Annotated in this window: 25 protein-coding genes; 14 read left to right on the top strand and 11 right to left on the bottom strand. The window is 63.0% G+C overall.

The window, feature by feature from the left end; all coding sequences use genetic code 11:
• Positions 1 to 3 precede the first annotated feature (3 nt).
• From QUG01_RS00965 to QUG01_RS00945, 5 genes are all read left to right on the top strand, one after another.
• Positions 4 to 3,147 carry an efflux RND transporter permease subunit gene (locus QUG01_RS00965; protein ID WP_500828481.1) on the top strand — a complete coding sequence of 1,048 codons (3,144 nt, stop codon included), beginning with the start codon at positions 4 to 6 and terminating at the stop codon, positions 3,145 to 3,147.
• 416 nt (positions 3,148 to 3,563) lie between these two features.
• The gene (locus QUG01_RS00960; RefSeq protein WP_500828480.1) at positions 3,564 to 3,785 is read left to right on the top strand and encodes a hypothetical protein; all 222 of its coding nucleotides are present in this window, start codon (positions 3,564 to 3,566) and stop codon (positions 3,783 to 3,785) included.
• Between the two features lie 121 nt (positions 3,786 to 3,906).
• Positions 3,907 to 5,796, top strand: a complete 1,890-nt coding sequence (locus QUG01_RS00955) for a lytic transglycosylase domain-containing protein (RefSeq protein ID WP_500828479.1) — start codon at positions 3,907 to 3,909, stop codon at positions 5,794 to 5,796.
• A 33-nt stretch (positions 5,797 to 5,829) separates the two neighbouring features.
• Positions 5,830 to 6,765 carry a complex I NDUFA9 subunit family protein gene (locus QUG01_RS00950; RefSeq protein WP_500828478.1) on the top strand — a complete coding sequence of 312 codons (936 nt, stop codon included), beginning with the start codon at positions 5,830 to 5,832 and terminating at the stop codon, positions 6,763 to 6,765.
• A gap of 2 nt (positions 6,766 to 6,767) precedes the next feature.
• Complete coding sequence (locus tag QUG01_RS00945) at positions 6,768 to 8,015, top strand: multifunctional CCA addition/repair protein (RefSeq protein WP_500828477.1); 1,248 nt, start codon at positions 6,768 to 6,770, stop codon at positions 8,013 to 8,015.
• A gap of 17 nt (positions 8,016 to 8,032) precedes the next feature.
• Here QUG01_RS00945 and QUG01_RS00940 read toward each other — a convergent pair whose 3' ends face one another.
• The 9 genes from QUG01_RS00940 to ald form a co-directional block, all read right to left on the bottom strand.
• Complete coding sequence (locus tag QUG01_RS00940) at positions 8,033 to 8,824, bottom strand: TrmH family RNA methyltransferase (RefSeq protein WP_500828476.1); 792 nt, start codon at positions 8,822 to 8,824, stop codon at positions 8,033 to 8,035.
• A 67-nt stretch (positions 8,825 to 8,891) separates the two neighbouring features.
• Positions 8,892 to 10,217: a histidine kinase gene (locus QUG01_RS00935; protein WP_500828475.1), complete on the bottom strand. Its 1,326-nt coding sequence runs from the start codon at positions 10,215 to 10,217 to the stop codon at positions 8,892 to 8,894.
• A complete protein-coding gene (locus QUG01_RS00930) occupies positions 10,204 to 10,944 on the bottom strand; it encodes a class I SAM-dependent methyltransferase (protein ID WP_500828474.1) in 741 nt (246 codons plus the stop codon). Before QUG01_RS00930 ends, QUG01_RS00935 begins: the two co-directional genes overlap by 14 nt.
• Positions 10,945 to 10,954: 10 nt before the next feature.
• Positions 10,955 to 11,875, bottom strand: coding sequence for a flagellar motor protein MotB (gene motB / locus QUG01_RS00925; RefSeq protein ID WP_500828473.1), 921 nt, complete (start codon positions 11,873 to 11,875; stop codon positions 10,955 to 10,957).
• 18 nt (positions 11,876 to 11,893) lie between these two features.
• Positions 11,894 to 12,751, bottom strand: a complete 858-nt coding sequence (motA, locus tag QUG01_RS00920; RefSeq protein WP_500828472.1) for a flagellar motor stator protein MotA — start codon at positions 12,749 to 12,751, stop codon at positions 11,894 to 11,896.
• A gap of 179 nt (positions 12,752 to 12,930) precedes the next feature.
• Positions 12,931 to 14,310: an aspartate aminotransferase family protein gene (locus QUG01_RS00915; RefSeq protein ID WP_500828471.1), complete on the bottom strand. Its 1,380-nt coding sequence runs from the start codon at positions 14,308 to 14,310 to the stop codon at positions 12,931 to 12,933.
• 127 nt (positions 14,311 to 14,437) lie between these two features.
• Positions 14,438 to 15,772, bottom strand: coding sequence for a glutamine synthetase family protein (locus tag QUG01_RS00910; protein ID WP_103321488.1), 1,335 nt, complete (start codon positions 15,770 to 15,772; stop codon positions 14,438 to 14,440).
• Between the two features lie 116 nt (positions 15,773 to 15,888).
• The gene (locus QUG01_RS00905) at positions 15,889 to 16,644 is read right to left on the bottom strand and encodes a gamma-glutamyl-gamma-aminobutyrate hydrolase family protein (protein WP_500828470.1); all 756 of its coding nucleotides are present in this window, start codon (positions 16,642 to 16,644) and stop codon (positions 15,889 to 15,891) included.
• Positions 16,645 to 16,661: 17 nt separating this feature from the next.
• The gene (gene ald / locus QUG01_RS00900) at positions 16,662 to 17,786 is read right to left on the bottom strand and encodes an alanine dehydrogenase (RefSeq protein ID WP_500828469.1); all 1,125 of its coding nucleotides are present in this window, start codon (positions 17,784 to 17,786) and stop codon (positions 16,662 to 16,664) included.
• Positions 17,787 to 18,000: 214 nt separating this feature from the next.
• On the opposite strand from ald, the gene QUG01_RS00895 reads away from it, so the two are divergent.
• Genes QUG01_RS00895 through QUG01_RS00885 form a run of 3 tightly spaced genes read left to right on the top strand, consistent with a single transcriptional unit; the run spans position 18,001 to position 20,502 of the window.
• Positions 18,001 to 18,546, top strand: a complete 546-nt coding sequence (locus QUG01_RS00895; RefSeq protein ID WP_071108498.1) for a cupin domain-containing protein — start codon at positions 18,001 to 18,003, stop codon at positions 18,544 to 18,546.
• Between the two features lie 26 nt (positions 18,547 to 18,572).
• Positions 18,573 to 18,965, top strand: a complete 393-nt coding sequence (locus QUG01_RS00890; protein ID WP_500828468.1) for a VOC family protein — start codon at positions 18,573 to 18,575, stop codon at positions 18,963 to 18,965.
• A gap of 46 nt (positions 18,966 to 19,011) precedes the next feature.
• Positions 19,012 to 20,502, top strand: coding sequence for an aldehyde dehydrogenase (locus QUG01_RS00885; protein WP_500828467.1), 1,491 nt, complete (start codon positions 19,012 to 19,014; stop codon positions 20,500 to 20,502).
• A gap of 18 nt (positions 20,503 to 20,520) precedes the next feature.
• Here QUG01_RS00885 and QUG01_RS00880 read toward each other — a convergent pair whose 3' ends face one another.
• Positions 20,521 to 20,988 (bottom strand): MarR family winged helix-turn-helix transcriptional regulator, encoded by a 468-nt coding sequence (locus QUG01_RS00880; RefSeq protein ID WP_500828466.1) that lies wholly within the window; start codon positions 20,986 to 20,988, stop codon positions 20,521 to 20,523.
• Between the two features lie 73 nt (positions 20,989 to 21,061).
• Between QUG01_RS00880 and QUG01_RS00875 the strand changes: the two genes are divergently transcribed.
• The 4 genes from QUG01_RS00875 to QUG01_RS00860 all read left to right on the top strand — a co-directional run bounded on the left by QUG01_RS00875 (position 21,062) and on the right by QUG01_RS00860 (position 23,906).
• Positions 21,062 to 21,499, top strand: coding sequence for a GNAT family N-acetyltransferase (locus QUG01_RS00875; protein ID WP_500828465.1), 438 nt, complete (start codon positions 21,062 to 21,064; stop codon positions 21,497 to 21,499).
• A gap of 2 nt (positions 21,500 to 21,501) precedes the next feature.
• Positions 21,502 to 22,146: an FMN-dependent NADH-azoreductase gene (locus QUG01_RS00870; protein ID WP_500828464.1), complete on the top strand. Its 645-nt coding sequence runs from the start codon at positions 21,502 to 21,504 to the stop codon at positions 22,144 to 22,146.
• Positions 22,147 to 22,241: 95 nt separating this feature from the next.
• Positions 22,242 to 23,072 (top strand): substrate-binding periplasmic protein, encoded by an 831-nt coding sequence (locus QUG01_RS00865; RefSeq protein ID WP_307912187.1) that lies wholly within the window; start codon positions 22,242 to 22,244, stop codon positions 23,070 to 23,072.
• 39 nt (positions 23,073 to 23,111) lie between these two features.
• Positions 23,112 to 23,906: a substrate-binding periplasmic protein gene (locus QUG01_RS00860; RefSeq protein ID WP_500828463.1), complete on the top strand. Its 795-nt coding sequence runs from the start codon at positions 23,112 to 23,114 to the stop codon at positions 23,904 to 23,906.
• Between the two features lie 59 nt (positions 23,907 to 23,965).
• Here the strand turns inward: QUG01_RS00860 and QUG01_RS00855 are convergent, their stop codons facing one another.
• Positions 23,966 to 24,574 carry an FMN-dependent NADH-azoreductase gene (locus QUG01_RS00855; RefSeq protein WP_500828462.1) on the bottom strand — a complete coding sequence of 203 codons (609 nt, stop codon included), beginning with the start codon at positions 24,572 to 24,574 and terminating at the stop codon, positions 23,966 to 23,968.
• Positions 24,575 to 24,680: 106 nt separating this feature from the next.
• Between QUG01_RS00855 and QUG01_RS00850 the strand changes: the two genes are divergently transcribed.
• Positions 24,681 to 25,622 carry a LysR substrate-binding domain-containing protein gene (locus tag QUG01_RS00850; protein ID WP_500828461.1) on the top strand — a complete coding sequence of 314 codons (942 nt, stop codon included), beginning with the start codon at positions 24,681 to 24,683 and terminating at the stop codon, positions 25,620 to 25,622.
• Positions 25,623 to 25,666: 44 nt separating this feature from the next.
• Positions 25,667 to 26,212, top strand: coding sequence for a GNAT family N-acetyltransferase (locus QUG01_RS00845; protein ID WP_500828460.1), 546 nt, complete (start codon positions 25,667 to 25,669; stop codon positions 26,210 to 26,212).
• Positions 26,213 to 26,215 lie beyond the last annotated feature (3 nt).

The following is a 26,215-nucleotide window of genomic DNA, read 5'->3' as shown; positions in this document are numbered from 1 at the left end:
GCCATGTTTTCCAGATTCTTCATTCACCGCCCCATCTTCGCCAGCGTCATCGCCATCATCATCACGCTGGCGGGCCTGGCGGCCATGCGCGCGCTGCCCATTGAGCAATATCCGCAGATCGTGCCGTCGGTAGTATCGGTCAGCGCCAGCTACCCCGGCGCCACGCCGGAAACCATAGCCGAAACCGTAGCCGCGCCGCTGGAGCAGCAGATCAACGGCGTGGAGAACATGCTGTATCTGCAGTCCAACGCCTCGTCCACCGGCCAGCTCAGCCTCAACGTCTACTTCAAGGTGGGCACCGATCCGGACCAGGCCACCATCGACGTCAATAACCGGGTGCAGGCGGCGATGAAAATGATGCCGGAGGAAGTGCAGCGCCAGGGCATCACCGTGCGCAAGAAATCCACCTCCGTGCTCAGCGTGATCTCCATCGGCTCGCCGAATGGCCAATACGACCGCAACTACCTGGCCAACTACGCGCTGCTCAACATCATGGACGAACTCAAGCGCATTCCAGGCATGGGCGACGTCAACATGATGGGCGGCACCGATTACGCGATGCGCATCTGGTTGCGCCCAGACCGCCTGGCGCAACTGGCGCTGACGCCGGCCGACGTGACGCGGGCGGTGCGCGAGCAGAACGCACAGTTCGCCGCCGGCAAGATCGGCGCCCAACCCACCAACCAGGCCATCAACTTCACCTACACCGTCAACGCCAAAGGCCGGCTGGCCGACCCGAAAGAGTTCGGCGACATCATCATCCGCTCGGAGCCTGACGGCTCCAAGATCCGCGTCAAGGACGTGGCGCGGGTGGAGATGGGCGGCAACGACTACGACGTGATCGGCATGCGCAACGGCAAGCCCGCGGTAGGCATCACCACTTATCTGCAGCCGAACGCCAACGCGCTGGAGGTGGCCGCGGCCATCCGCTCCAAGATGGAGGAACTGAAAGACCGTTTCCCGGCCGGCATCGACTACGCCATCCCTTTCGATACCACCCAGTTCATCCAGGTTTCCATCGAAAAGGTGATCTCCACCTTGCTGGAGGCGACCGTGCTGGTCTTCGCCATCGTCTACCTGTTCCTGCAGAGCTTCCGCGCCACGCTGATTCCCTGCATCGCCGTGCCGGTATCGTTGATCGGCACCTTCGCCGGCATGATCCTGCTGGGCTTCTCCATCAATCTGCTGACGCTGTTCGGCATGGTGCTGGCCATTGGCATTGTGGTGGACGACGCCATCGTGGTGCTGGAAAACGTGGAACGGATCATGCGCGAGCAGCGCTGCTCGGCCAAGGAAGCCGCCATCCTGGCGATGCAGGAAGTCTCCGGTCCGGTGGTGGCCATCGTGCTGGTGCTGTGCGCGGTGTTCCTGCCGGTGGCGTTCATGGGCGGCATGACCGGGGTGATGTACAAACAGTTCGCCATCACCATCGCCATCTCGGTGATCCTGTCCGGGATTGTGGCGCTGACGCTGACCCCGGCGATGTGCGCCTTGCTGCTCAAACCGGGGCAGCATGAACCGGCGCGCTTTTTCGCCTGGTTCAACCGCGCTTTCACCCGGCTCACCTTCGGCTATGTCACCGGCGTCGCCTTCCTCAACCGCCGCCGGGGGCTGGGGCTGGGACTGTTCGCCGCCCTGCTGCTGGCCACCGGCCTGCTGTTCACGCGCGTGCCCGGCTCACTGGTCCCGGACGAAGACATGGGCAGCCTGTTTGTCAGCGTAGCGCTGCCGGACGCCTCCGCGCTGACCCGCACCGCCAAGGTGACCGAGGCTTTCGACAAGGTCTTGCTGTCGAACCCCGATATCGCCAATGTCACCACCTTTACCGGCTTTGACATCCTGTCCGGCTCAAAACAATCCAATCACGCCACCAGCTTCGTCACCCTGAAGCCCTGGCACGAACGCAAAGGCGCCGGACAGGACTCCGCCAGCATCGCCGCCTGGGCGATGGCGCGCGGCAAATCGGTTCAGGCGGCCGTCATCCGCGCCTTCACGCCCGCCCCCATCATCGGCATGTCCACTACGGGCGGCCTGGAGGCTTTCTTGCAGGACAGGGGCGGCAATGGCTCGCGCAAACTCAGCGAAGCCACCGCGCGCTTTCTTGCGGCGGCGGAAAAACGGCCTGAGTTCGCCGCGGTCAGCACCACCTTCCGCGCCGACGTGCCGCAGAAGTTCATCGATCTGGATAGAGAAAAAACCAAGGCGCTGGGCGTGAACATCAACGACGTGTTCGACGCCATGTCCGCCACCTTCGGCCAGCTTTACGTCAACGACTTCAACAAATTCGGCCGCACCTACAAAGTGCAGCTGCAATCCGAAGCCGATTTCCGCGCCCGCCCCGAAGACATCCGCAATGTGCATGTGCGCTCCGATGACGGCACCATGATCCCGCTGACCAGCCTGGTCGCCATCCGGCCCAGCTTCGGCCCGGAACTGGTAAACCGCTTCAATATTTTCAACGCCGCCAAGATCATGGCGCAGCCGGCGCCCGGCGTCAGCTCCGGCCAGGCCATCGCCGCGCTGGAGCAAGTGGCGGAGCAAACCCTGAGCAAGGACTATACCCTGGCATGGAGCGGCAGCGCCTATCAGGAAAAACTGGCCGGCAACAGCGGCGCCATGGCCTTTGCCTTCGGCATCCTGATGGTGTTCCTGATCCTGGCGGCGCAATACGAGAAATGGAGCCTGCCGCTGGCGGTCGTGAGCGCCGTGCCGTTTGCATTGTTCGGCGCCTTGCTTGCGGTCTACCTCAGCGGCATGAGCAACGACGTCTACTTCCAGATCGGCCTGGTGACGCTGATAGGCCTGGCAGCCAAGAACGCCATCTTGATCGTGGAGTTCGCGGTGATGAAACACCAGGCAGGCATGTCGCTGTCGCAAGCGGCATGCGAGGCGGCGCGGCTGCGCTTTCGCCCCATCGTCATGACCTCGCTGGCCTTCATCCTGGGGTGCGTGCCCTTGCTCACATCCAGCGGCGCCGGCGCCGCCAGCCGCCACTCGCTGGGCACGCCGGTGATAGGCGGCATGCTGGCCGCCACCTTCATCGCCATCTTCTTCATTCCGCTGTTCTTCATCTTGATCATGCAGCGCGGCCGCAAGCCTCGCCAAGCGGTCGAGATGGCATCTGCCGAAAACAGCGCATCGGGCTAACACTAGGGGTTGTTGACGTTTGGAGAGCGGTCGCGCCGGGATGCGTTTTGCGACGAATCGAGGCGTTTCGCGCGCCGCATAGTCATTCTCTGCCAGCGCGGAATAACGAAGAGTCGGCGCGAAAGGCACCCGGCCCTGCGGGTTTGGCGTAGCGCAAACGCGATCCACTCACCAAACGTCAACAGCCCCTAGATAACGCCCCTCCTCGCGGCCGCCCAACCCACTCACATCCCCATCATGGAATATCAGCCGGCGGACCGTAATCGGCGCCCCCGCATCATCGAATATTTCCAACCCAGAACGCCCCAAAATACAAAGCCTCATTACGGGCTTTATATTCACCTCGATATCACGGCATCGTCGGCACGCCGCCTCCGCGAATACTCGACATCAGGCCATCCGCCCAGGCAGCTCACTTGAAATATCAGAAAAACACGCAGTTAGGCTACTTCACCGCGGCCTTGTCTGGCTGCAAAGCGGAAAATGCTTTAAATTACTGGGTGTCGAAAAAGAATCTTTATATGGCCAAACCATCGCCAACGCATTCGAATCGACATACCGAACTTCAAAGCGGCCGCCTGAAAAAAGATGGCCGCAGGGCGCCATGGACAAGTCATTGCCGTGGCAACAACGCCTGAACCGACATCGCCTGAATTGTCTCTATGAGAAATGCGGTTGGTCTGGCGAAGCCCGCAACCCAAACAACATGCAAACCCTATCCGGCCTGGATGGGCTTTGAACAAAAAGACGCCGACCCACATGAAAGTCCTGACCACCTCCATACGCCTGACCCTCCTGGCGATCGCGGCGGCCGCCCCTCTCTCCGCCTTCGCCGGCCCCGACGATACGCTGATCGCCGCGCGCGATGCGTATCGCTCCAGTGACCAGGCCAAGCTGGCCAGCCTGGGCGACAAGCTGCCAGCCAGCTATCCGCTGAAGGACTACCCGGCTTACTGGCTGACCTGGAAGGCGCTGGACAAGAATGACGACGCCCAGGTATTGCGCTTCCTGGCGCAAGTACAGGAAGGCCTGATGCCCGAACGCATCCGCAATGAGTGGGTCAAGAAATTGGGCCTGCGAGAGAACTGGACCGCCTTCGCCGAAGAGTGGAAAAAGCTGCCGGAGGAAGGCCGCGACGAAGAATCCACCTGTTACGGCCAGATCTACCAACTGCGCCAGGGCCAAAAGCTGGACGACCTCGACCGCTTCCTCGACAGCAAACCGGCCCCGGACGGCTGCACCCGCTTGATTGAAAACGCCTACGCCCGCGGCCTGCTTGACCAGGATTGGCTGTGGCGCCGCACGCGCCTGCTGCTGGCCGGCAACTTCCTGACCCAGGCCCGGCAACTGGCCTCCGACACCCAGCTGCCGCTGGACAACGCGGCGCTGAACAAGCCGGCCAACGCCAGCCCGGCCACGCCCGGCGGTCAGGAAGCCATCCTGTACGACATCGTGCGCAAGGCCAAGAGCGATCTGGAAGGCGGCGCCTCCTACCTGGCGCGGGTGGAAAAAGACCTGACGCCGGATCGCGCCGGCTTCGGCTGGGGCCAACTCGCCCTATTGTCCGCGCGCAAACAACTCGCGGGACAGGCGCTGCAATGGTTCGCCAAGGCCGATCCGCGCCAGCTCACCACCGATCAGTGGGAATGGTGGGCGCGCGCCGCGCTGCGGCTGGAACAGTGGGCGCAACTTGATGACATCATCCGCCGCATGCCTAAAGCCGTTTCCAGCAAACCGGCTTGGCGCTACTGGCAGGCCCGCTCGCTGAAGCAGCTGGGCAAGCCCGCCGAAGCCAACCCGCTGCTCAGCCAGGCCAGCGTGGGCCACAGCTATTACGCGCTGCTGTCGCTGGAAGAACTGGGCAACAGCCTGTCCGCCTCCGCCAGCAAGACCACGCCGAGCAGCGCGGATGTCGACAAACTGAAAGCCGACCCGGCGATTCGCCGCTCGCTGGCGCTGTTGAACGTGGCCGAAATCTACACCAAGCCCGAATTCCGCACCGACGCGCAACGAGAATGGCGCTGGGCGATGCGCGGCCGCAACGACATGGAGCTGCTGGCCGCCGCCGAGATCGCCCGCAAGGAAGGCTTTTACGACATGGCCATCTACAGCGCGGAACGCACCAAGGAAGAGCACGATTTTTCGCTGCGCTATCTGACGCCCTACCGCGAAGTCACGCAAAAGTACGCCCGCCAACTGGATATCGACGACGCCTGGGTTTACGGCCTGATCCGCCAGGAAAGCCGCTTCATCACCATGGCGCGCTCCGGCGTGGGCGCCTCCGGCCTGATGCAGCTGATGCCGGCCACGGCCAAATGGGCGGCCAAAAAAATCGGCCTGACCCACTTCGCGGTCAACGACATCGAAACCAACGTCCAGCTCGGCACCTGGTATCTGCGCTATGTGCTGGACAATCTGTCCGGCAATCAGGTGATGGCCACCGCCGCCTACAACGCCGGCCCCGGACGCGCCCGCAACTGGCAGGCAGACCGCCCGCTGGACGGCACCATCTACGCGGAAACCATACCGTTCAGCGAAACCCGCGACTATGTGCAAAAAGTCATGGCCAACGCAGCCTATTATTCCAGCACTTTCGGTCACGCCAACATCTCGCTGAAAAACCGGATGGGCATGATCCCGGCGCGCTGAGCGCAGTCTGGGCAACGCAACACGGGAGCGAACATGTCTAGAATCTGTCTGATAGGCGGCAGCGGCTTCATCGGCCTGCATATCGCCACAAGGCTGGCCGAACAAGGGCATAGGCTGACGGTAGCCACCCGCAAGGCGGCGCTGCCGGCGTTCAGCGTGCTGCCGTCGGTCGAGCTGGCATCGGCCGATGTCCACGATCCAGCGCGCTTGGCCGAGCTGATCGCCGGCCACGACGCCGTGGTCAGCATGGTGGGCATCCTGCACGGCAGCCGCGCCCAGTTCGAGAAGGCGCATGTCCAGCTGGTGGAAAAGATCGTCGCCGCCTGCAAGCAAACAGGCGCGCGCCGCCTGGTGCACATCAGCGCCCTGGGCGCGGCGCAGGATGCGCCCAGCGATTATCAGCAGACCAAGGCCTTGGGCGAACTGGCGGTGGAAAACAGCGGCCTGGCCTGGACCATACTGCGTCCATCGGTGGTATTCGGCCAGGATGACGCCTTTCTCAATCTGTTCGCCGACCTGCAAAAACGGCTGCCGCTGCTGCCGCTGGCCGGCGCGCGCTGCCGGATGGCCCCGGTATGGGTGGAGGATGTGGCCGGCGCGGTCAGCGCCTGCCTAGCGCGGCAGGAAACCGTGGGATGCCGGCTGGATCTGGCCGGGCCGGAAATCTATACCCTGGCCGAGCTGGCGCAGCTGGCCGGCAGGCTCAGCGGCCATCCGCGTCCCGTGATCGGCCTGCCGGACAGCCTGGCGATGCTGCAGGGCGCGCTGATGGAGTGCCTGCCAGGCCCCACGCTGATGAGCCGCGACAATGTCAGGTCGCTGCAATGGGATAATGTCAGCGACCAGCCCTTCCCTTCAGCGCTGCTGGGCTTCGAGCCCACCGCGCTATCCGCGCTGGCGCCGGATTGGCTGGCCGGCCGCGACAGCAATTTCATCGCCTCCTGCTATCGGGAAAAGGCCGGACGTTGAGCATGGAAATCTACACCGTGGGCGGGGCCGTTCGGGACCGTCTGTTGAATCTGCCGGTCAAGGATAGAGACTGGGTGGTGGTGGGCGCCACCCCCGAGCAAATGCTGGAACTGGGCTTCCGCCCGGTGGGCAAGGACTTTCCGGTCTTCCTGCACCCGGAAACCCATGAGGAATACGCGCTGGCGCGCACCGAGCGCAAAGTCGGCAAAGGCTACCATGGCTTCACCTTCCACACCTCGCCGGACGTGACGCTGGAAGAAGATCTGGCGCGGCGCGACCTCACCATCAACGCCATCGCCGAGTCCGCCGACGGCAGCCTGACCGATCCCTACGGCGGCCAGGAAGACCTGAAAGCGCGCCTGCTGCGCCACGTCAGCCCGGCCTTTGCCGAAGACCCGGTGCGCATCCTGCGGCTGGCGCGCTTCGCCGCCCGCTTCGACTTCGCCGTCGCGCCGGAAACCATGGCGCTGATGCGCCAGATGGTGGACGACGGCGAGGCCGACGCGCTGGTGGCGGAGCGGGTATGGCAGGAACTGGCCAAGGGCCTGATGGAGGACAAGCCATCGCGGATGCTGCTGGTGCTGCGCGAATGCGGCGCGCTGGCGCGCATTCTGCCGGAGGTGGATGCGCTGTTCGGCGTGCCGCAGCGCGCCGATTATCACCCGGAAATCGACTGCGGCGACCATACGCTGCGCGTGCTGGACTACGCCGCTTCGCAACAACAGCCGTTGACGGTGCGTTTTGCCGCGTTGGGGCACGACCTGGGCAAGGCATTGACCCCGCCCGACGTGTTGCCGCGCCACATCGGCCATGAGATGCGCGGCATCGCGCCCTTGGCGGAGCTCTGTCGCCGGCTGCGCGTGCCGAGCGACTGCCGCGATCTGGCCCACATCACGCTGGTACATCACATCAAGGTGCATCAAGCCTTCGAGTTGCGTCCCGACACGATGCTGCGGCTGTTCAAGGAGTGCGACGCCTTGCGCCGGCCGGAACGCTTCCGCCTGATGCTGGACGCCTGCCTGGCCGACGCCCGCGGCCGGCTGAACTTCGAGGATGCGCCCTACCCTCAGCAGGCCTATCTGCTAACGCTGCTTGAAGCCGCCTTGCAAATAGACGCCGGCGCCATCGCCGCCGGCTGCGCGGACAAGGCCGCCATTCCGGCCACCATAGACGCCGCGCGCGTGGCCGTCATCGCCGCCGGCAAGCGAGAATGGCAGCGGCGCGAGGCCGGCGAACCGTCAGGTGGATAAGCGGCTCGCCATACGGCTCAAGGCTGCAGCTGCCTCACCCGCTCGAACAGGCACACGGTGGCCGCCATCGCGACGTTCAGCGATTCGGCGTGGCCGGGCATGGGAATGCGGATGCGGTCGTCCGCCAGTTGCAACAAGGCTTCGCTGACACCGGCGCCCTCGTTGCCGAACACAAAGGCCACCGCGCCGGTCAGATCATGACCGTACAGCGAACGGGAACCTTCCAGATAGGTGACCAGTTTGCGGCCGGTGAAGCGGCGCAGCTCTTCGGCCAAGTCGGCATGCTCATGAATGCGCAAGGCAAAGTGCGCGCCCATCCCGGCGCGCAGCACCTTGGGCGAGAACACATCGACGCAGCCCTTGGACAAGAACACATCGTAGACGCCGGCAGCGGCGGCGCTGCGCAAAATGGTGCCCAGATTGCCCGGATCCTGGATGTCTTCCAGCAGGACGCGCGGCGCGTCGGCATGCGGCGCGGGCGGCAGCGGCCGCTCGCACAAGGCCAAAAGCTCGCAAGCGCTGGACAGCGCCGTCGCCTTGGCCATCACCGGCTCCGGCAAGGTCACCACGACAGCATCCGCCGGCAAGCCATCCAGCAGGGCGATGACTTCCAGCTTGGCGGCCGCCGCTTCGTTCAGATACACCCGCGCCAGCCGGCCTCCGGCCTGCAGGCAGGATTCGACCAGGTGAATGCCTTCCAGCACCATCACGCCCTCCTTGCGGCGGTCGCGGCTGTGCTGGACCAGACGGGCCAGCGCCTTGACTTCGTCGTTATGCGGGGAGGTGATGGATTTGGCTATGTAAGGCATGGGATGTTCTTGTCAGGCTGCGCAAAAGCGAAGAGGCAGAGTTTACCCGCCCCGCCGCCTTCTTGCATCATTGCGGCATCATCGTCAGCCGGGTGACCAGATCCTTGAAGCGATGATAGGTGGTATCGTCTATCGAGCGGCCGCTGACCGCATTGTCGACGTAGAACACGCCGCTGAGCTTGTGGCCGCCAAACAGCGTCATCAGGGCGAATTCCTGGTCCCCTACATGACGGAAAAACTCGTCGTCGTAGCGCCGCGTCAACTGTTGCCGCACCGCGGCCGGCGCGTGGAAGCTTTGCGGCTTGCTGGTGAACACGCCGAAGAAGCTGCCCGGCTCCAGCTCCAGCGGCAGCTTGCGCAGCGGGCTCTCGGACGGCACGCCAACCTGGTAGCGCAATTTCAGCAGATGGCCGTCATGCTCATAGTGGTAATACAGCACGCGCTCGAATTTCAAGTCATTGGCCAGAAAGCGAATGGACTCGCGGATGGCGTTTTCCAGCTGATCGCCACTGGACAGCGCCGCCGCTTTTTTCATCTCCATCTTCTTGCTGTCTGTCGGCAGCAATAGCAAGGCGCGGGCGGGGAAGGTATAGCCGGCGACATGCGGATGCCGGGCCACATTCAATACTGCATGCACCACGGATTGATAGGCCAGTTCCGGCGTGCAGTTGATCAACTTGGCGGCGGTATCCACGCCCACCAGCCAGGTGCTGCGGGTCACGCCATGCTCCAGAGAGTTGGCGGTGGCGATGGCCAGTTTCAGCAATTGTCGCCGTTTGCTTGGCGCGCCGGGTCCCAGCAGCTGGTTGAAGCCTGTCGGCAGCGGCATGGCCTTGATGAAAGCGGCCAGAATTTTCGCGTAGTCGGCGTCGAAGGCCTCTGACATTTCCTGCAGCAGCGGTTTGTCCGGCAAGCTGTTGCGCTGGATCATGTAGATGCAGCCGGGCAGGTTGTACAGCAATGCCGAAACAAAGCAATCCTCGACTTTCAGATCGCCCATGATGGACAGCCATTCCTTCACCAGCAGCGCCGCCACGCGGCTGCGCCCCATCCAGTCGCCCACTGCTTCGTAAACTTCCGGGTCCAGCTTGCCCGGGGCCGCTTCCAGCGCCTCCAGGCGATTAAAGCGCGTCACCACCGCCTCCAGCCCCATCAGCAACAGCGTCGGCTCCACCGCGGGAATGGACTCGTTGCGTTGCAAGGCGCGCGAATTGCCGACCACCCGGAACAAGTCCAGCAACAGAAACGGATCCGACAGGCAGAGATTGGCCAGATAGGTGAAATTGATCAGATCGCTGTGCCGGGCGCAGGCATCGCGCACCTCGGCCAGCGTATCGGGGAGAATCGGCCATCGCTGCTCGGCAATGGTTTTCGTCCAGTTATTGAGATCCATGTGGGTGGCGCCAGATCAGAAGTTCTTTTTGTAGGGGTCCATCAAGCGGCAGGCGTTGGTCAGGCTCGATGTCCGGCACGGTGAAAGTATTGCTGATGAGCAGGCTGCCTGGCCGGCCCTCATCCAGAAACTTGCGCCAGACCCGAGGCATAGGCTCCGGCGACAAAAAAACGTAGATCGCATCATGATTCCCCCAGTTTTCTTTCCAAAAGCTGCGGCAACCTATGTCCAGCCTGGAGGGCTTCCCGGCGCGCCACCAGCGCAAGCGCGCCAGCAACCAAGCGCCCACCGCGTTTTCCAGCGCCAGCACGCGCAAATCCGGGCGCAGGGCGGCAAGACGAACCGCCAGCCGGCCATCGCCGCAGCCGGCCTCCAGCAGCCGGCTTTGCTGCGCCAGCACGTCGCCCAGCCGCTGCGCGACCAGTGCGCCGGAGCGATATAGCGGCACTCGCTCAAACAGCGCATTGCGCCCCAGCGCCAGCGTCGCCAGCAAGGCCGCCAGATACCAGATCGGCGCGATATCCAGCTGCCTCATCAATACCACAGCCGGCACGAACAAGCCATGGGCCAGCCGCTGCCAACCCGGCTGGCGCAATCCGATGGACGATAAGGCGGCCAGCAGCCCCTGCAGCAGCGCCCAAGCTTCCAAATGCAGCCCGGGCGCGATGAACACCCAGGCGGCAAGGCCGGCCAACAGCTGCTGCGATACGTGGCGCAATCGCCTCATGCCGCGCGCCTCACGGCGAAGCCGATGGCTGGCTTCCGGCAGGCTGGCCGTCTGCCGGGCCGCCTATCACTTCCTGATTCATCTGCGGTTTGAAACCGTCGTTGAGAATGGAGACTTCAGCTTCCTTGTTCAGCACCACAATGGTGATGCGGCGGTTTTCCGGGCTGAACACATTGCTTTTTACCAGTGGGATGGCCGAGGCCAGGCCCACCACTCGTATGACCTTGCTTTCGCTGAGCCCGCCGGCGACCAGTTCGCGGCGCGCGGTATTGGCGCGATCCGCCGACAGCTCCCAGTTGCTGTAGCCGCCTTGCCCGCCGGAAAAAGGCGTGGCGTCGGTGTGGCCGGAAATGCTGATCCTGTTGGGCAGCTGGTTCAAGTCCATCGCCAGTTGCTGCAGCAGAGCCCGGGTGTGCGGCAACATGCGCGAGCTGCCGGAGTCGAACATCGGCCGGTTTTGCTCGTCCACGATTTGAATCTTCAGGCCTTCCGGCGTCATTTCCAGCTTCAGCTGGTTCTTGTATTCCTTCAACAGCACGCTGTTGTCTATCGTCTGCTGGATCTTCTGTTGCAGCTCATTCAGCCGGGCCTGCTCCTGCTGCTTCTGCATGATTTCCACCTGCCGGGCGCCAGCCTTGTTGACCTGCCCGGCCTGCTTGGTGATGTCGTTGCCGCCGCCCTTGATCACCGAGGTGGCGTCGCCGGCGCCCGCTCCGCCAGCCAGCGCCACTTTCAGCGGCGTCTTGAAGTATTCGGAAATGCCGTTCAGGGTGCCCTGCGAAGCCGAGCCCAACAGCCACATCAGCAGGAAGAACGCCATCATCGCCGTCACGAAGTCGGCGTAGGCGATCTTCCAGGCGCCGCCGTGATGACCGTGCCCGCCTTTCTTGATTTTCTTGACGACTATGGGTCGTTGCGATTCGTCCGCCATCTCTATCCCCTGCCCGGCTTATTTTTTGGTCAACTTGACGTGGTCTTCCAGTTCCTTGAAGGACGGACGGTCCATCGACGACAGCGCCTTGCGCCCGAACTCCACCGCCACCTGCGGCGCATAGCCGTTCAGGCTGGCCAGCAGCGTCACCTTGATGGTCTGGTAGACGCGGGTGCCTTCCGCCAGCTTGTGTTCCAGAATGGTGCCCAAGGGGCCGACGAAGCCGTAAGCCAGCAAAATACCGAGGAAGGTACCCACCAGCGCGTGGGCGATCAGCATGCCCAGCTCAGCCGGCGGCGCGCCTACCGATTCCATGGTGTGCACCACGCCCATCACGGCGGCGACGATACCGAAGGCCGGCAGACCGTCGCCCAGGCTCTTGACCGCGGCCACCGGCACTTCGCCCTCGTGGTGGTGAGTCTCGATTTCCACGTCCATCAGGTTTTCGATCTCGAAGGCGTTCAGATTGCCGCCCACCATCAGCCGCAGGTAGTCGCTGATGAACTCTACGACATGATGGTCATGCAAAATACTGGGATATTTGCCAAACACCGGGCTGGCTTCCGGATTTTCGACATCGGCCTCGATCGACATCAGGCCTTCCTTGCGCACCTTGGTCAGTATCTCGAACAGCAGGGAAAACAGATCCATATAGAAGGCTTTGCCGTACGGGCTGCCTTTGAACACGGTGGGGAGCGCCTTCATGGTGGCTTTCAGCGGCGCGCCGCCATTGGCAACGACGAATGCGCCGGCAGCCGCCCCGCCGATCATCACGAATTCCAGCGGCTGGATAAGTGCGGCGACATGGCCCCCTGCGGCGATGAAGCCTCCGAGCACCGAACCCAGAATGATGATGTACCCGATTCCGACGAACATGCGTCAAGTCCCTATTTGTTTTGTAGCCGAATGCCGTTGTTTGTATTACAGCATGCCTTTTTGCAATTCATTATAGAAATAATAGAAAAAGCGGGTGGAATTGTACCAACCCGCCTCATTCGCTGTAAAACCGGGAAGCGACGCAAAAAATACTGCCCGCCCCCGCAGCATAGCCGCTGTCAAACCAGTCCGCGCGCCTTGATCGTCTGCTCGAACTCCTCCAGGCAGCGGGCCGCCACCGCCAGCATTTCATCCACCTCGCCGCGCGTCATCACCAGCGGCGGCGAGGAAACGATATGGTCGCCGCAGGCGCGCATGATCAGGTTGTTGCGGAAGAAGATATCGCGGCAAAGCGTGCCGACCTCGCCAAAGTCCGGGAACAGCTCGCGCTTGGCCTTGTTCTTGACCAGGGTGAACGCCCCCAGCATGCCGACGCCGCGCACATCGTCCACATGCTCGAAACGGCTGAAGGTTTCGCGCCAACGCTGCTGGAGATAAGGGCCGATATCATCCTTGACCCGTTGAACGATGCCCTCATCGCGCAACGCCAACACATTGGCATGGGCGACAGCGGCGCAGACCGGGTGGCCGGAATAGGTGAAGCCGTGGTTGAAGTCGCCGCCGGCGATCAGCCCTTCGGCCACGCGCTTGCCGACAAAAACGGCGCCAATGGGCAGGTAGCCCGAGGACAAGCCCTTGGCGGTGGTGAAGATGTCCGGCTGGAAACCGAAGCGCTGATGGCCAAACCACTCTCCTGTGCGGCCAAAACCGCAGATGACTTCGTCGGCGACGATCAACACATCGTATTTGCGGCAGATGCGTTCGATTTCCGGCCAGTAGCTGGCCGGCGGGATGATCACGCCGCCTGCGCCCTGGATGGGTTCGCCGACAAACGCCGCCACCTTTTCCGGGCCGATTTCGAGAATCTTTTCTTCCAGCCAGCGGGCGGCCACCAGACCGAATTCGTCCGGCGTCATATCCTTGCCGAACTTGTACCACCACGGCTGCTCGATGTGCGCCATGCCGGGAATCGGCAGATCGCCCTGCTCGTGCATGTATTTCATGCCGCCCAGGCTGGCCCCGCCTATGGTGGAGCCGTGGTAGCCGTTCCAGCGGCCGATCAGCGTCTTCTTCTCCGGCTTGCCCTGCACATCCCAGTAGCGGCGCACCATGCGGATCATCGTATCCACCGACTCCGAGCCGGAGTTGGTGTAGAACACGTGATCAAAGCCGGCCGGCGTGACCTCGCAAAGCAAGGCGGACAGCTCCACCACAGCCGGGTGAGTCGTCTTGAAGAAGGTATTGTAGAACGGCAGTTCTTCCATCTGACGCCGCGCCACTTCGGCGAAATCCTTGCGGCCATAACCGACATTGACACACCAAAGGCCGGCCATGCCGTCAATGATCTTGTTGCCTTCGGAATCCCACAGATACACGCCCTCGCCGCGCGTCATCACGCGCGCGCCGGCCTGGTTGAGGGATGCGGTATCGGTGAACGGATGCAGGTGGTGGGCGGCATCCAGCTCGCGCAGTTGGCTGGTGGTACGTTGGTTCTGCATAACACTTCCTTCCTGTTTTCTCCGACAAGGCGAACCGGCGGTCCGCCTCTCCTGCGCCTGGGGCGTCGTTTTATTCATTTATCCTGTCCATCGCTGCGATTCTAACCGTACCCTGACGGTTCCCGCATCACACATGCAGCAGCAGGAACTTGCGTTCCCACGGGCTGATCACGCGGAAGTATTCAGAGAACTCCTTCTCTTTCATGCCGACGTACATCTTGACGAAGCGCGGCCCCAGCACCTCGGCGATCTCATGGCAGCCGGCCAGCTGCTGCAGGGACTCCTCGGAACTGTTGGGAAATTGATAGGGCAACTCGTAGGCGTCGGTCTGGCGCGGCTCGGACGGCTTGAGCTTGCCGGTCATGCCCAGATAGCCGCAGGCCAGCGTGGCGGCGATGGCGATATACGGGTTCACATCGACGCCCGGCACCCGGTTTTCGATGCGGCGCGCGGCCGGCGACGAATGCGGAATGCGCAGGCCGACGGTGCGGTTGTCGTAACCCCATTCGACATTGGTCGGCGCCGCGGTATAACGAGACAAACGACGGAATGAGTTCACGTAAGGGGCGAACAGCGGCATGGTTTGCGGAATGTATTTCTGCATGCCGGCAATGAAATGGAAGAACAGGTCCGACGGGCTGCCGTCGTCATTGGAGAACACGTTGCGACCGGTATTCTTGTCCACAACGCTCTGGTGAATGTGCATGGCGCTGCCCGGTTCGTTCTCCATCGGCTTGGCCATGAAGGTGGCGTACATATTGTGGCGGAACGCCGCCTCGCGCACGGTGCGCTTGAACAGGAAAACCTGGTCGGCCAGCTCCAGCGGGTTGCCGTGCAGGAAGTTGATTTCCATCTGGGCGGTGCCGATCTCGTGGATCAGCGTATCCACCTCCAGGTTCTGGGCATGGCAATAGTCGTAGATGTCCTCGAACAGCGGGTCGAACTCGTTGACCGCGTCGATGGAGTAAGAGCGGCGGCCAAACTCGGCCCGCCCCGTACGCCCCACCGGCGCCGCCAGCGGAATGTCCGGGTCCGGATTCGGCGACAACAGATAGAACTCCATCTCCGGCGCCAGCACCGGCTCCAGGCCCATCTCGTCGTACAGCCCCAGCACGCGCTTCAGCACATTGCGCGGGGCGACGTCCACCGGGGTGCCGTCGGCGCGGAAACAGTCGTAGATCAACTGCGCCGTCGGATCCACCGCCCACGGCACATAGCGCAGCGTGTTCGGGTCCGGCTCCAGCACCATGTCGGGATCGGTCAGATCCAGCATGCTGTCGTCCGGATAGTCGCCGGTGACCGTCTGGATCAGCACCGCTTCCGGCAGGCGCATTTCCGGGTCGGATACGAATTTGTCTTTCGGAACGATCTTGCCTCGCGCCACGCCGGTCATGTCCGGCACGATGCATTCCACCTCGGTGATACGGTGCTCTCGCAACCACTCATTGATCTGGTGATTCATAATGCTTCCTCTGTAGACTCCCCGGCCGCTGACTGCGGCTCTGGATCGGGAGGTGCTTCTTATGAGTCATCAAAACGCGCGTGGGGTTCATCGGCCCGCGCGCGGTTACTGCCCCATCACTTGCCTCGTTGCGCGCTCCTGGCTCGACAAGCCTCGCCAAAGGCGCCGAATATCGCCTGCGACAGCGGATTTTCCCAATAGCGCCATTCCGGATGCCATTGCACGGCAAAGACGAAGGCCTTGGCGTCTCGGATGCGGTAGGCTTCCACCAGGCCGTCCTCGGCGTGCGCCTCGGCGTCCAGTCCCGGCGCCAGGCGCTTGATGCCCTGCTGGTGCAAGGAGTTCACCCGCGCGCCGCGCTGGCCAGTCCACTGTGCCAGCAAGCCGCCCTCGACAAAGCTGACCGCGTGCGCCGGGGCGTACATCTCGGCCACGTCGTCGCTTTCCGCCTCGCGGTGGTCATTCAGGCCAGGCTGCTCCTGCACATGCTGGTGCAGTTCCCCGCCCAGCGCCACATTGATTTCCTGAAAGCCGCGGCAGATGCCCAACAGCGGGATGCCCTGCTCCAGCACCATGCGGATCAGCGGCAGCGTGGTGGCGTCGCGTTTGGGATCATGCAGCGTGCCTTCGCGGCTGGCCGGGCCGCCGTAATGGTGAGGCTCCACATTGGACGGCGAGCCTGGCAACAGCACGCCGTCCAGCGTTTGCAGCGTAGCGCGCAGCAAATCCTCGTCGCCGAGCGCGGGAATCAGCAGCGGCAAGCCGCCGGCGCCGCCGGCCGCAGCCGTGATGTATTTGTCGCCCACCGCGTGGAACGGCAGCAGGCCTATGGTCTTGAGATCGCAGGGAATACCGATGATGGCTTGCGACATGGCAGTGCGGCTCCTGTTCAGCTGGGGGCCTTGATGGCCTCGATCGGATCGACGTAGGCGTAACCCAGATCCTGCGCCACCGCCTGGTAAGCGACGCGGCCGCGGCAGATGTTCAGGCCATTGCGCAGGTGGGCATTATCCAGCAAGGCCTGGCGCCAACCCTTGTTGGCCAGCTCCAGCGCGTACGGCAGCGTGGCGTTGGTCAAGGCCTGGGTCGAGGTCCGCGCCACGCCGCCGGGCATATTGGCCACGCAGTAGTGCACGATGCCGTCCACCGTGTAGATCGGGTCCTGGTGGGTGGTGGGGCGGCTGGTTTCGAAACAGCCGCCCTGGTCGATGGCCACATCCACCAGCACCGCGCCAGGCTTCATCGTCTTCAACATGGCGCGCGTCACCAGCTTCGGCGCCGCCGCGCCCGGAATCAGCACCGCGCCTATCACCAGATCGGCGTCGCGGATGCTATCGTCGATATTGGCACCGTTGGACATCAGGGTCTTGATACGTCCGCCGAACACCATGTCTATCTCTTTCAGGCGGGTCAGCGACTTGTCGAGAATGGTGACGTCGGCGCCGGTGCCCATCGCCATGCGCGCGGCGTTCAGCCCCACCACGCCGCCGCCTATCACCACCACCTTGGCCGGGGCGACGCCCGGCACGCCGCCCAGCAGCACGCCGCGGCCGCCCTGGGCTTTTTCCAAGGCGTGGGCGCCGGCCTGGATAGCCATGCGGCCCGCCACCTCCGACATCGGCGCCAAGAGCGGCAGGCCGCCGCGCTCATCGGTCACCGTCTCATAGGCGATGGCGACGGCGTCAGACTCGATCAGCAGCTTGGTCTGTTCAGGATCCGGCGCCAGATGCAGATAAGTGAACAGCACCTGGCCGGGACGCAGCATCCGGCACTCCACCGGCTGCGGCTCCTTGACCTTGACGATCATTTCAGAACGCTCGAACACCTCCTCCGCATTGGAGGCGATGGAGGCGCCGGCTTGAATGTACTGCTCGTCGGTAAATCCAATGGCCAAGCCAGCGTGGGTCTGCACCAGTACCTTGTGCCCATTTGCAACCAACTCGCGGACACCAGACGGGGTCAGACCCACCCGGTACTCGTGGTTTTTGATTTCCTTCGGAACGCCGATCAACATAGTCGCCTCCAAATTCATTTGGTTCATGGGCAAACTGGCAACAGCCGTTTAAGAAAATTCACATCGCGCTTGCCCTTTCAAACTGATTCTGACTATAAAACCTCACCCTTGCAAAGATATTTGATTTTGCGACGCAGCAAGCAGGTTTCCCCGTCGGTGCGGTACAATGCCGCATAATGTCTAAAATTATTAACATACTGATGGAGCAGGAAGAATGGATGTCGGCGCGCGCTTGAGAATGGTCAGGACAAGGTTCGGCTTGTCGCAAAGAGAGCTGGCCAAACGAGCCGGCGTCACCAACGGCACCATCTCGCTGATCGAGCAAAACCGGGTCAGTCCGTCCGTCAGCTCCCTGAAAAAAGTACTGGAAGGCTTGCCCATCACACTGGCGGAATTCTTCACCTTCGACGCCGAACCCGCCCAGCCGCGCGTGTTTTACCAAGCGGATGAGCTGCCCAATCTCGGCAACGAGGACATCAATCTGATGCTGGTCGGCACCGCCCATGACAAGCGCGACATCGCCATTCTGCGCGAGCGTTACGTCCCCGGCGCCGATACCGGCCCGGACATGCTGACGCATGAAGGCCAGGAAGGCGGCGTCGTCATCCGCGGCAGCATAGAAGTCACCGTAGGCGCAGACAGCCGGGTACTGGGGCCGGGCGATGCCTATTACTTCGACAGCAAGCTGCCGCACCGTTTCCGCAACGTCGGCGACGACATCTGCGAAGTGGTAAGCGCCAGTTCGCCGCCAACCTTCTGATTCGCAGCAAGCATATGGAGAAGTCCATGAAGCTGGGTTACACCATTGTTTACGTTCCAGATGTCGCGGCCTCGCTGCGCTTCTTCGACCAGGCATTCGGCCTGAAACAGAAATTCCTGCATGAATCCGGCGCGTATGGCGAGCTGGACACCGGCGACACCACCCTTTCCTTCGCCAGCCACGAACTAGCGGCCATGAACCTTCCCGCCGGCCACGTGCGCGCCAGCGACACCGTCCAGCCTTTGGGCATGGAAATCGGCCTGGTCACCGAACAAGTGGAGGCCGCGCATCAGCGCGCGCTGGCATGCGGGGCGGTGGAACTGGCGGCGCCAACCCAGAAACCATGGGGCCAGACCGTGTCCTACCTGCGCAGCCCCGACGGCACGCTGATCGAACTTTGCAGCCCGATTTCCGCCTGAATTCGCACCACAACCGCAAAGCAGCACCACACAAGAGGAGAAACCCATGTCCCGCAGTACACATGCCGACTGGAAACAACTTGCTGCAGAACTGCAAATAGAAGGACGCGCCTTCATTGACGGCGCCTACCGCGAGGCCGCAGACGGCAAACGCTTCGCTTGCGTCAACCCCGCCACCGGCGCCAAGCTGGCCGATATCAGCCATTGCGGCGAAGCCGAGGTGGAGGCCGCGGTCAAGGCGGCGCGCCGCGCCTTCGACTCCGACGCCTGGTCCGGCCTGGCGCCGCGCCAGCGCGGCGGCATTCTGAAACGCTTCGCCGCGCTGATCCGCCAACATGCCGACGAATTGGCGCTGCTGGAAACCCTGGACGCCGGCAAACCCATCGGCGACACCACCACGGTGGATGTGCCTGGCGCGGCCTATTGCGTGGAGTGGTTCGCCGAGGCGATAGACAAGATCGGCGGCGAAGTGGCGCCGGTCGATCCCAAGCTGCTGGGTCTGGTGACGCGCGAACCCATCGGCGTAGTGGCAGCCATTGTGCCGTGGAATTTCCCGATTCTGATGGCCAGCTGGAAGTTCGGCCCAGCGCTGGCCGCCGGCAACGCCGTCATCGTCAAGCCATCGGAAAAATCGCCGCTGACCGCCATCCGCGTCGCGGGTCTGGCCAAACAAGCCGGCATCCCGGACGGCATCTTCCAGGTGCTGCCCGGCGCCGGCGATGTCGGCCGCCTGCTGGCGCTGCACATGGACGTGGACTGCGTGGCCTTCACCGGCTCCACCGCTGTCGGCAAATTGATCGCCGGCTACGCCGCGCAATCGAATCTGAAACGCGCCTGGCTGGAGCTGGGCGGCAAGTCGCCCAACATCATCCTGCCGGATTGTCCGGACCTGCCCCGCGCCGCGCGCGCGGCGGCCGGCGCCATCTACTACAACATGGGCGAGATGTGCACCGCCGGCTCCCGCGTGCTGGTGCATCGCGACATCAAGGCGCGCTTTCTGGAGGAGTTCAAAAAGGCCGCCGCCGGCTACTATCCGGCCGATCCGCTGGACCCGGCCACTTCGATGGGCGCCATCGTCGACGATATCCAGTACCGCAAGGTGCTGAGCTATATCGACAAAGGTTTGAGCGAAGGCGCCAGCCTGTTGCTGGGCGGCAAGGCCGCCCACGCCGACAAGGGCCTGTTCATCGAGCCAACGGCCTTCGACTGCCCAAGCGAAAGCCTGACCATCTGCCGCGAGGAAATCTTCGGCCCGGTGCTGTCGGTCATCACCTTCGATGATGTCGAGGAAGCCATCCGCATCGCCAACGACACCGAATACGGCCTGGGAGCCGCGGTATGGACTGCCGACGTCAGCACCGCCCACCAAGTGGCGCGCCGCCTGCGCGCCGGCACGGTTTGGGTCAACTGCTATGACGAGGGCGGCGACATGAACTTCCCGTTCGGCGGCTACAAGCAATCCGGCAACGGCCGCGACAAATCGCTGCATGCGCTGGAAAAATACACCGAACTGAAGAGCACCCTGATCAAGCTGTAAGCGGCTCGCCGGCCAGGCTCAGTCCTGGCCGGCAGCCTGCCTCGCCAGCCAACGGCGTATCGTCCGCTCCTCCACTGCCGACAATCCTTCCAGCATGCGCGCTTCCAGCTCACGCACCCGCGCCTTGCTTTGCGTCAGCAAATCCTCCCCCTTGGCGCTCAACTGCAATTGCACGATGCGGCCATGGCTGGCATGCGGCCTGGCCTCCACCAGGCTGGCTTTTTTCAGATTCGCCACGATGACGCTGACGGTTTGCGGCGTCAGCAAGGCCAGCCGCGCCAAATCGGCGTTGGAATGTCCGGGATAGGCCGCCAGCATCGTCAACACCACGAACTGCGGCGGCGTCACGCCCAAATCCGCCAATGCGCGCTCCATCCGCAAATGTTGGCCCGCAGCGGCCTGGCGCAATAGATAGCCTATATGTCCGCCTTCGCCGCGCTTGCCCTCGCCCGGCTCCGGCAATGCGGTCCCTGATGACTTGATCATAATATCAAAGCTCTGATATGTTGCATGATGTAAGAACTCTGATATTAACCACGATACCGACAGGACACCAGCCATGCGTCTTGAAATCCGCGACATCGATACCGCAGAAACAGTCCGCGCCAGCTTTGCGCTGATGCGCCAATTCCGTCCCCACCTGATGGATGCCGATGAGTTGGTCGCGAGCTGGCAGCGCCAGGCCCGTCAAGGCTACCGGCTGCTTGGGCTGTACCGCGACGGCGAACTAGCCGCCCTGGCCGGCTGGCGTCCCATGGAAAACCTGGTGCACGGCCGGCACATGTATGTGGACGACCTCGTCACCGATGAGCGCTGCCGCGGCCAGCGCCTGGGCGAAACCCTGATGAACCATTTGAAACAGCTGGCCCGCAGCCATGGTTGCGCCAAGCTGTTGCTGGACACACCGATGTCCAACACCCTGGGCCATCGCTTTTATTATCGCCAGGGCTTGGTCGCCACCGCCTTGCGCTTTATGCAGCCACTGAGCGAGGACTGAACATGCCAAGCATTCTGCACGTCAACGCCAGCCCCAATGGCGCAGGCTCTCATAGCCTCCAGGCCGGCAAGCTGCTGGCAGCGCGGCTGGCGCAGACCAGCTCGCCCACCCTTATCGAGCGAGATATCTCTTTGCTGCCGCCCCATGCCATCAACCGGGAGTTTGTCGAAGCCAGTCTGATGCGCGAAGACGCGCGCCACCATGCGCAACGGCAGGCGCTCGTGCTATCAGAACAGTTGATTGCCGAACTGGAGGCCTGCGACTGCTTGATCCTGTCCACGCCCATGCACAATTTTACCGTGCCGGCCGCGCTGAAAGTCTGGCTGGACCTGGTGATGCGCCCCGACCGGACCTTCCGCGGCGGGCCGGATGGCAAAAACGGCCTGCTGAACAACCGGCCGGTTTTCGTCATCGTGGCCAGCGGCGGGCCGATGCAGTCCAAGCCCGATTGGCAGCCCGACTTTTTGACGCCGTATCTGCGCTGCGCGCTGGCCACCATAGGACTGAGCGATGTATCCATCTTGCAGCTGGAATCGCTCAAACGCGGCGACAAGGCCTTGCTAGCGGCAGCCCAGGCGACGGAACAATGGGTGGAGCGGCAATCCAGGCGCTACGCCGCAGCCGCGGCTTATCGCGCGACAGCGTAATCGGCTTGACTATAATCAGCGAGGAATAACAACGCGGCATCGCCGTGCCTCCAACCCATGGGCACGGAGCAGGTCGCCGCACGGGTTCGGGACTCATGCACGCCATCGCCTCGCTGAATCGCATTCGTTCGTATCTTGCCTTGGCGTGGCTGGCCTCGTGCCTGCTGGCCCTCCCCAGCCACGCGGCGCCCAATCCGGCCTGCCCCAATGGCCCGCTACGCGTGGGGTTCTACAAGTTCGGCGTCGCCTATCGCGACGGCAACGGCTACGACGTGGACATGGTGCGCGAGCTGGCCCGGCGGCTGCACTGCCCGATAGCCAGCGAAACGGAGCTGCCGCGGCTGCGCGCGCTGAAGATGCTGGAAAGCGGCCAGATCGACCTTGGCACTTCCACCTTGGCCACGCCGGATCGACTGGTCTACGCCTGGATCTTCCCTTACAACCACACCCGAAACATGGTGCTGCTGCATCGGTCCATCCATGCGCGCACGCTAGCGGAGCTATTGCGGGACCCGGCCTTGCGCTGGGGCGCCATACGCGGCTACCGGCACAGCGCGCAGCAGGATCAATTGCTGGCGCAGATGAAGGCGGAAAACAAACTGGTGATGGCGAATGACGAGGACGACCTGTTCCGCATGCTAGACGACGGCATCGTGACCGCCGCGTTCTCGCTGCCCACCAGCTATGGGCATTGGCTGCACGACCCTCAGGTCGCCAAACGCATCCTCGTGGTGGATTTGTTTCCGTCCGGAGAAACCATCGCCAGCGGCCTGGCCCTGAGCAAGGCAAGGTTTCCGCAAGAGGCGGCCGAGCGTTGGCATTTGGAGCTAAAGAAAATGTATCAGGATGACAGCCTGCTCAACATCCTGCGGCGCTATCTCAGCGAAGGGGCCGCCAAGCAAATGATGCAGTTGCCGCTAGACTGAACAGAACGGCAATGTCATCTCGTCTACACGGAGTAATCGATGAAACTGCTTGCAGGCTGCGCGCTTTCGCTTTGGCTGGCTACCGCTCAATCGACTCCCAACCCCGCCTGCCCCAGCGGTCCGCTGACCGTCGCCTATTACAACTTCGGCGTCGCTTATCACTTGGGCAAGGGTTACGATCCGGACATTCTTCACGAACTGTCCCGCCGGCTGAATTGCCCCATCCAGAGCGAAGGCGACTATCCGCGGCTGCGCGTATTGAAGCTGCTGGAGATCGGCCAGGCCGACATCGGCACCTCCACCACCGTGACGCCGGAGCGGCAACGCTATTTGTGGATGGCGGTCTACCATCACAGCAAGAATCTGGTGCTGCTGCACCGCGGCGTGAACGTCTCCACGCTGGATGCGCTGCTCAAGCTGCCTGACCTGCGCTGGGGCATGGTGCGCGGTTACCGCCACAGTCCGGCCGAAGACAAGTTTCTGGATGAATTGGCGCAACAGCATAAGATTGTCATCGCCGCCAACGAGGACGATCTGTATAAAATGGTCTGCAGCGGGGTGGTGACGGCCTCTTTCGGCCATCCCATCAGCTTCGATCCTTGGCTGCAAAGCCATCAGGCCGCCCAGCAGGTGACGGTGCACGACTTTTTCCCGGACAGCGAAATCACCGCGGGCAGCATCGTGCTGAGCAAGGCGCGTTTCAGCCAGCAAGCCGCCGCGCTGTGGCAGGACGAGCTGCGCAAGATGTACCGCGACGGCACCTTGCGCGCCATCATGCGGCGTTATCTGACCGAACCCAGCGTGGATCAGGCGCTGAAGCTGCCGTTGGATTAACGCTCTCCAGACGCAGTCAGGCCCGGCTGCAATGCGCCGGGCCTGGTTTGCATTGCTTGTTACAGCGCCAGCTTGGCGATGGCTTCCTTCGCCAGGTGGATCGACGTGGCGCGCTTGTCCGGCCCCATGCCTATGGCCTCGGCGCGGATGATTTCCACGTCGCTCACGCCCAGGAAACCCAATACCTTCAGCAGATAATCTTCCTGGAAGTCCATCAGACTGCCCTGCTCTCCGCTGTGCACGCCGCCGCGGGCGGACACCACAATCACCTTCTTGTTGGGCACCAGGCCCACCACGCCGTTCTCCGTGTACTTGAAGGTGCGGCCGGCTGCGGCTACGCGGTCGATCCAGCTCTTCAACTGAGTCGGGATGGAGAAGTTATACATCGGCGCGCCGATCACCAGCACATCGGCGGCGACGAGCTCCTCGATCAGTTGATCGGTCAAGGCAGCCTCGCTGCGCTGCAGCGGCGTCCAGTCCGTCTCCGGCACGAAACGCGCGCCGACGATTTCGCCGGACAAGTGAGCGATCGGATTGGCCGCCAGATCGCGGTAGATGGTTTCGACATTGGCGTGACGCTGACGCAGCGTATTGGCCACTACGGCGGACAATTCGCGGGTAACCGAGTTGTCGGCCAGGATGCTGGAATCGAGATGCAGCAGTTTCATGTTCGGGTCTTTCGCGGTGCAGTGGAGATGTGTGCATGATAAGCGCGAGCAACAATCGGAACTAGACTGCTAAAATCGGAAACATTGTTCCACCAGCGAGACAATAATGCGAGACCTGAACGATCTGATGTACTTCGCCAAAGTGGTGGAGCACGGCGGCTTCATGGCGGCCTCCCGGGTGCTGGGCATTCCCAAATCCACGCTGTCGCGGCGGGTGGCGGAACTGGAAAGCCGCCTGGCCGTGCGCCTGCTGCAACGGACTACGCGCCGACTGTCGCTGACGGAAATCGGCAGCCAGTATTATCAACACTGCCAGGCCATGCTGGCCGAAGCCGAGGCCGCCGATGAGACCATTCTGCAAAGCAGCGCCGAACCGCGCGGCCTGATACGGGTCAGTTGCCCGGAACTGCTGGCCAAGACCATGCTCAGCGCGGCGCTGCCGCGCTTCCTGGCGCGCCACCCGCAGGTGCGGGTGGCGCTGGAGGCCACCAACCGCAGGGTGGACCTGATTGAGGAAGGCGTGGACGTGGCGCTGCGAGTCCGCAATGTCATCGAAGACAGCGCCAGCCTGGTCGTGCGCACCTTGGGCAAGAGCCGGGTCATCCTGGTGGCCAGCCCCGCCTTCCTCGAAAAGCACGACGAACCGCAAGCGCCGGAGCGGCTGGCCGCGCTGCCGGCGCTGACGATGAGCCGGCCGGACGGCCGCGGCCAGTGGGTGCTGCTGGACAATGTCGGCCAGACCTACACCATTCACATCGACGCGCCACGCTTGATGACCGACGACATGATCGTGCTGCTGCAGGCCGCCATCGCCGGCATCGGCATCGCCGCGCTGCCCACCAATGTCTGCCACCAAGCGCTGGCCGATGGACGGCTTAGCCGCATCCTGCCGCAATTCGATTTTCCCTGGGGCATCCTGCATGCGGCTTTCCCTACCCGCCGCGGCTTGTCGCCGGCCGTCCGCGCCTTTCTGGACTTCATCGGGGAAGAGTTGATCAGCGAGGAAATGGCAGGCGATTGGGGACGGCCCCATCTTCACCAGGCATGACATTTGCTTTTAACAATGGCGTCACCCCTCGAAAAAACCTTCCCATGTTCACGCTGCGCCCCTTAACCGAAACCGATTCGATAGAACAATTGACCGATCTGCTGCACCGCGCCTACGCCCAATTGGCCGCGATGGGGCTGCGCTACACAGCGGTGGATCAAAGCGCGGACGTAACCCGCCGCCGCATCCAGGGAGGCCACTGCCTGCTGGCCTGGCACCAAAACCAGCTGGCCGGCACCGTCACGGTGCATCGCGCGCGGCTCGCATCCCCTTGCCTGCAATTCCGAGCAACCGACGGCGCGGTGCTGGCGCAACTGGCCGTCGCGCCGGAATGGCAGGGCCACGGCCTGGGCGAGCAACTTTTGGAAGCGGCGGAAAACTGGGCGCGCGCCCAGGGCTGCGCCGCCATCAGGTTGGACACCGCGCGCGACGCTATCCACCTCGTCAGCCGCTACCAGCGCCGCGGCTACCGCGTGGAAGCCCCGCTGCAATGGCCGGACAAAGCCTATCGCAGCGTGGTGATGGTCAAATCGCTGGAAACTCTGCCGCCGTCTGCCACTCGAAACGATAGTTGCAGTGCAACAAGCTGATGG

The organism is Chromobacterium sp. CCUG 76385 (assembly GCF_059916625.1).
Note: the sequence above shows the minus strand (reverse complement) of the source record. Positions and strands in the feature narration are given on the sequence as shown.

Bases quoted from the DNA above. Each gene is read 5' to 3' on its own strand.
- QUG01_RS00955 (WP_500828479.1), top strand. From the start codon at position 3,907: ATGAAAGTCCTGACCACCTCCATACGCCTGACCCTCCTGGCGATCGCG.
- QUG01_RS00850 (WP_500828461.1), top strand. From the start codon at position 24,681: ATGCGAGACCTGAACGATCTGATGTACTTCGCCAAAGTGGTGGAGCAC.
- motA (WP_500828472.1), bottom strand. From the start codon at position 12,751: ATGTTCGTCGGAATCGGGTACATCATCATTCTGGGTTCGGTGCTCGGA.
- QUG01_RS00935 (WP_500828475.1), bottom strand. From the start codon at position 10,217: ATGGATCTCAATAACTGGACGAAAACCATTGCCGAGCAGCGATGGCCG.
- QUG01_RS00880 (WP_500828466.1), bottom strand. From the start codon at position 20,988: ATGATCAAGTCATCAGGGACCGCATTGCCGGAGCCGGGCGAGGGCAAG.
- QUG01_RS00910 (WP_103321488.1), bottom strand. From the start codon at position 15,772: ATGAATCACCAGATCAATGAGTGGTTGCGAGAGCACCGTATCACCGAG.
- QUG01_RS00905 (WP_500828470.1), bottom strand. From the start codon at position 16,644: ATGTCGCAAGCCATCATCGGTATTCCCTGCGATCTCAAGACCATAGGC.
- motB (WP_500828473.1), bottom strand. From the start codon at position 11,875: ATGGCGGACGAATCGCAACGACCCATAGTCGTCAAGAAAATCAAGAAA.
- QUG01_RS00915 (WP_500828471.1), bottom strand. From the start codon at position 14,310: ATGCAGAACCAACGTACCACCAGCCAACTGCGCGAGCTGGATGCCGCC.
- QUG01_RS00845 (WP_500828460.1), top strand. From the start codon at position 25,667: ATGTTCACGCTGCGCCCCTTAACCGAAACCGATTCGATAGAACAATTG.
- QUG01_RS00885 (WP_500828467.1), top strand. From the start codon at position 19,012: ATGTCCCGCAGTACACATGCCGACTGGAAACAACTTGCTGCAGAACTG.
- QUG01_RS00860 (WP_500828463.1), top strand. From the start codon at position 23,112: ATGAAACTGCTTGCAGGCTGCGCGCTTTCGCTTTGGCTGGCTACCGCT.
- QUG01_RS00890 (WP_500828468.1), top strand. From the start codon at position 18,573: ATGAAGCTGGGTTACACCATTGTTTACGTTCCAGATGTCGCGGCCTCG.
- QUG01_RS00930 (WP_500828474.1), bottom strand. From the start codon at position 10,944: ATGAGGCGATTGCGCCACGTATCGCAGCAGCTGTTGGCCGGCCTTGCC.
- QUG01_RS00940 (WP_500828476.1), bottom strand. From the start codon at position 8,824: ATGCCTTACATAGCCAAATCCATCACCTCCCCGCATAACGACGAAGTC.
- ald (WP_500828469.1), bottom strand. From the start codon at position 17,786: ATGTTGATCGGCGTTCCGAAGGAAATCAAAAACCACGAGTACCGGGTG.
- QUG01_RS00875 (WP_500828465.1), top strand. From the start codon at position 21,062: ATGCGTCTTGAAATCCGCGACATCGATACCGCAGAAACAGTCCGCGCC.
- QUG01_RS00965 (WP_500828481.1), top strand. From the start codon at position 4: ATGTTTTCCAGATTCTTCATTCACCGCCCCATCTTCGCCAGCGTCATC.
- QUG01_RS00895 (WP_071108498.1), top strand. From the start codon at position 18,001: ATGGATGTCGGCGCGCGCTTGAGAATGGTCAGGACAAGGTTCGGCTTG.
- QUG01_RS00950 (WP_500828478.1), top strand. From the start codon at position 5,830: ATGTCTAGAATCTGTCTGATAGGCGGCAGCGGCTTCATCGGCCTGCAT.
- QUG01_RS00870 (WP_500828464.1), top strand. From the start codon at position 21,502: ATGCCAAGCATTCTGCACGTCAACGCCAGCCCCAATGGCGCAGGCTCT.
- QUG01_RS00945 (WP_500828477.1), top strand. From the start codon at position 6,768: ATGGAAATCTACACCGTGGGCGGGGCCGTTCGGGACCGTCTGTTGAAT.
- QUG01_RS00855 (WP_500828462.1), bottom strand. From the start codon at position 24,574: ATGAAACTGCTGCATCTCGATTCCAGCATCCTGGCCGACAACTCGGTT.
- QUG01_RS00865 (WP_307912187.1), top strand. From the start codon at position 22,242: ATGCACGCCATCGCCTCGCTGAATCGCATTCGTTCGTATCTTGCCTTG.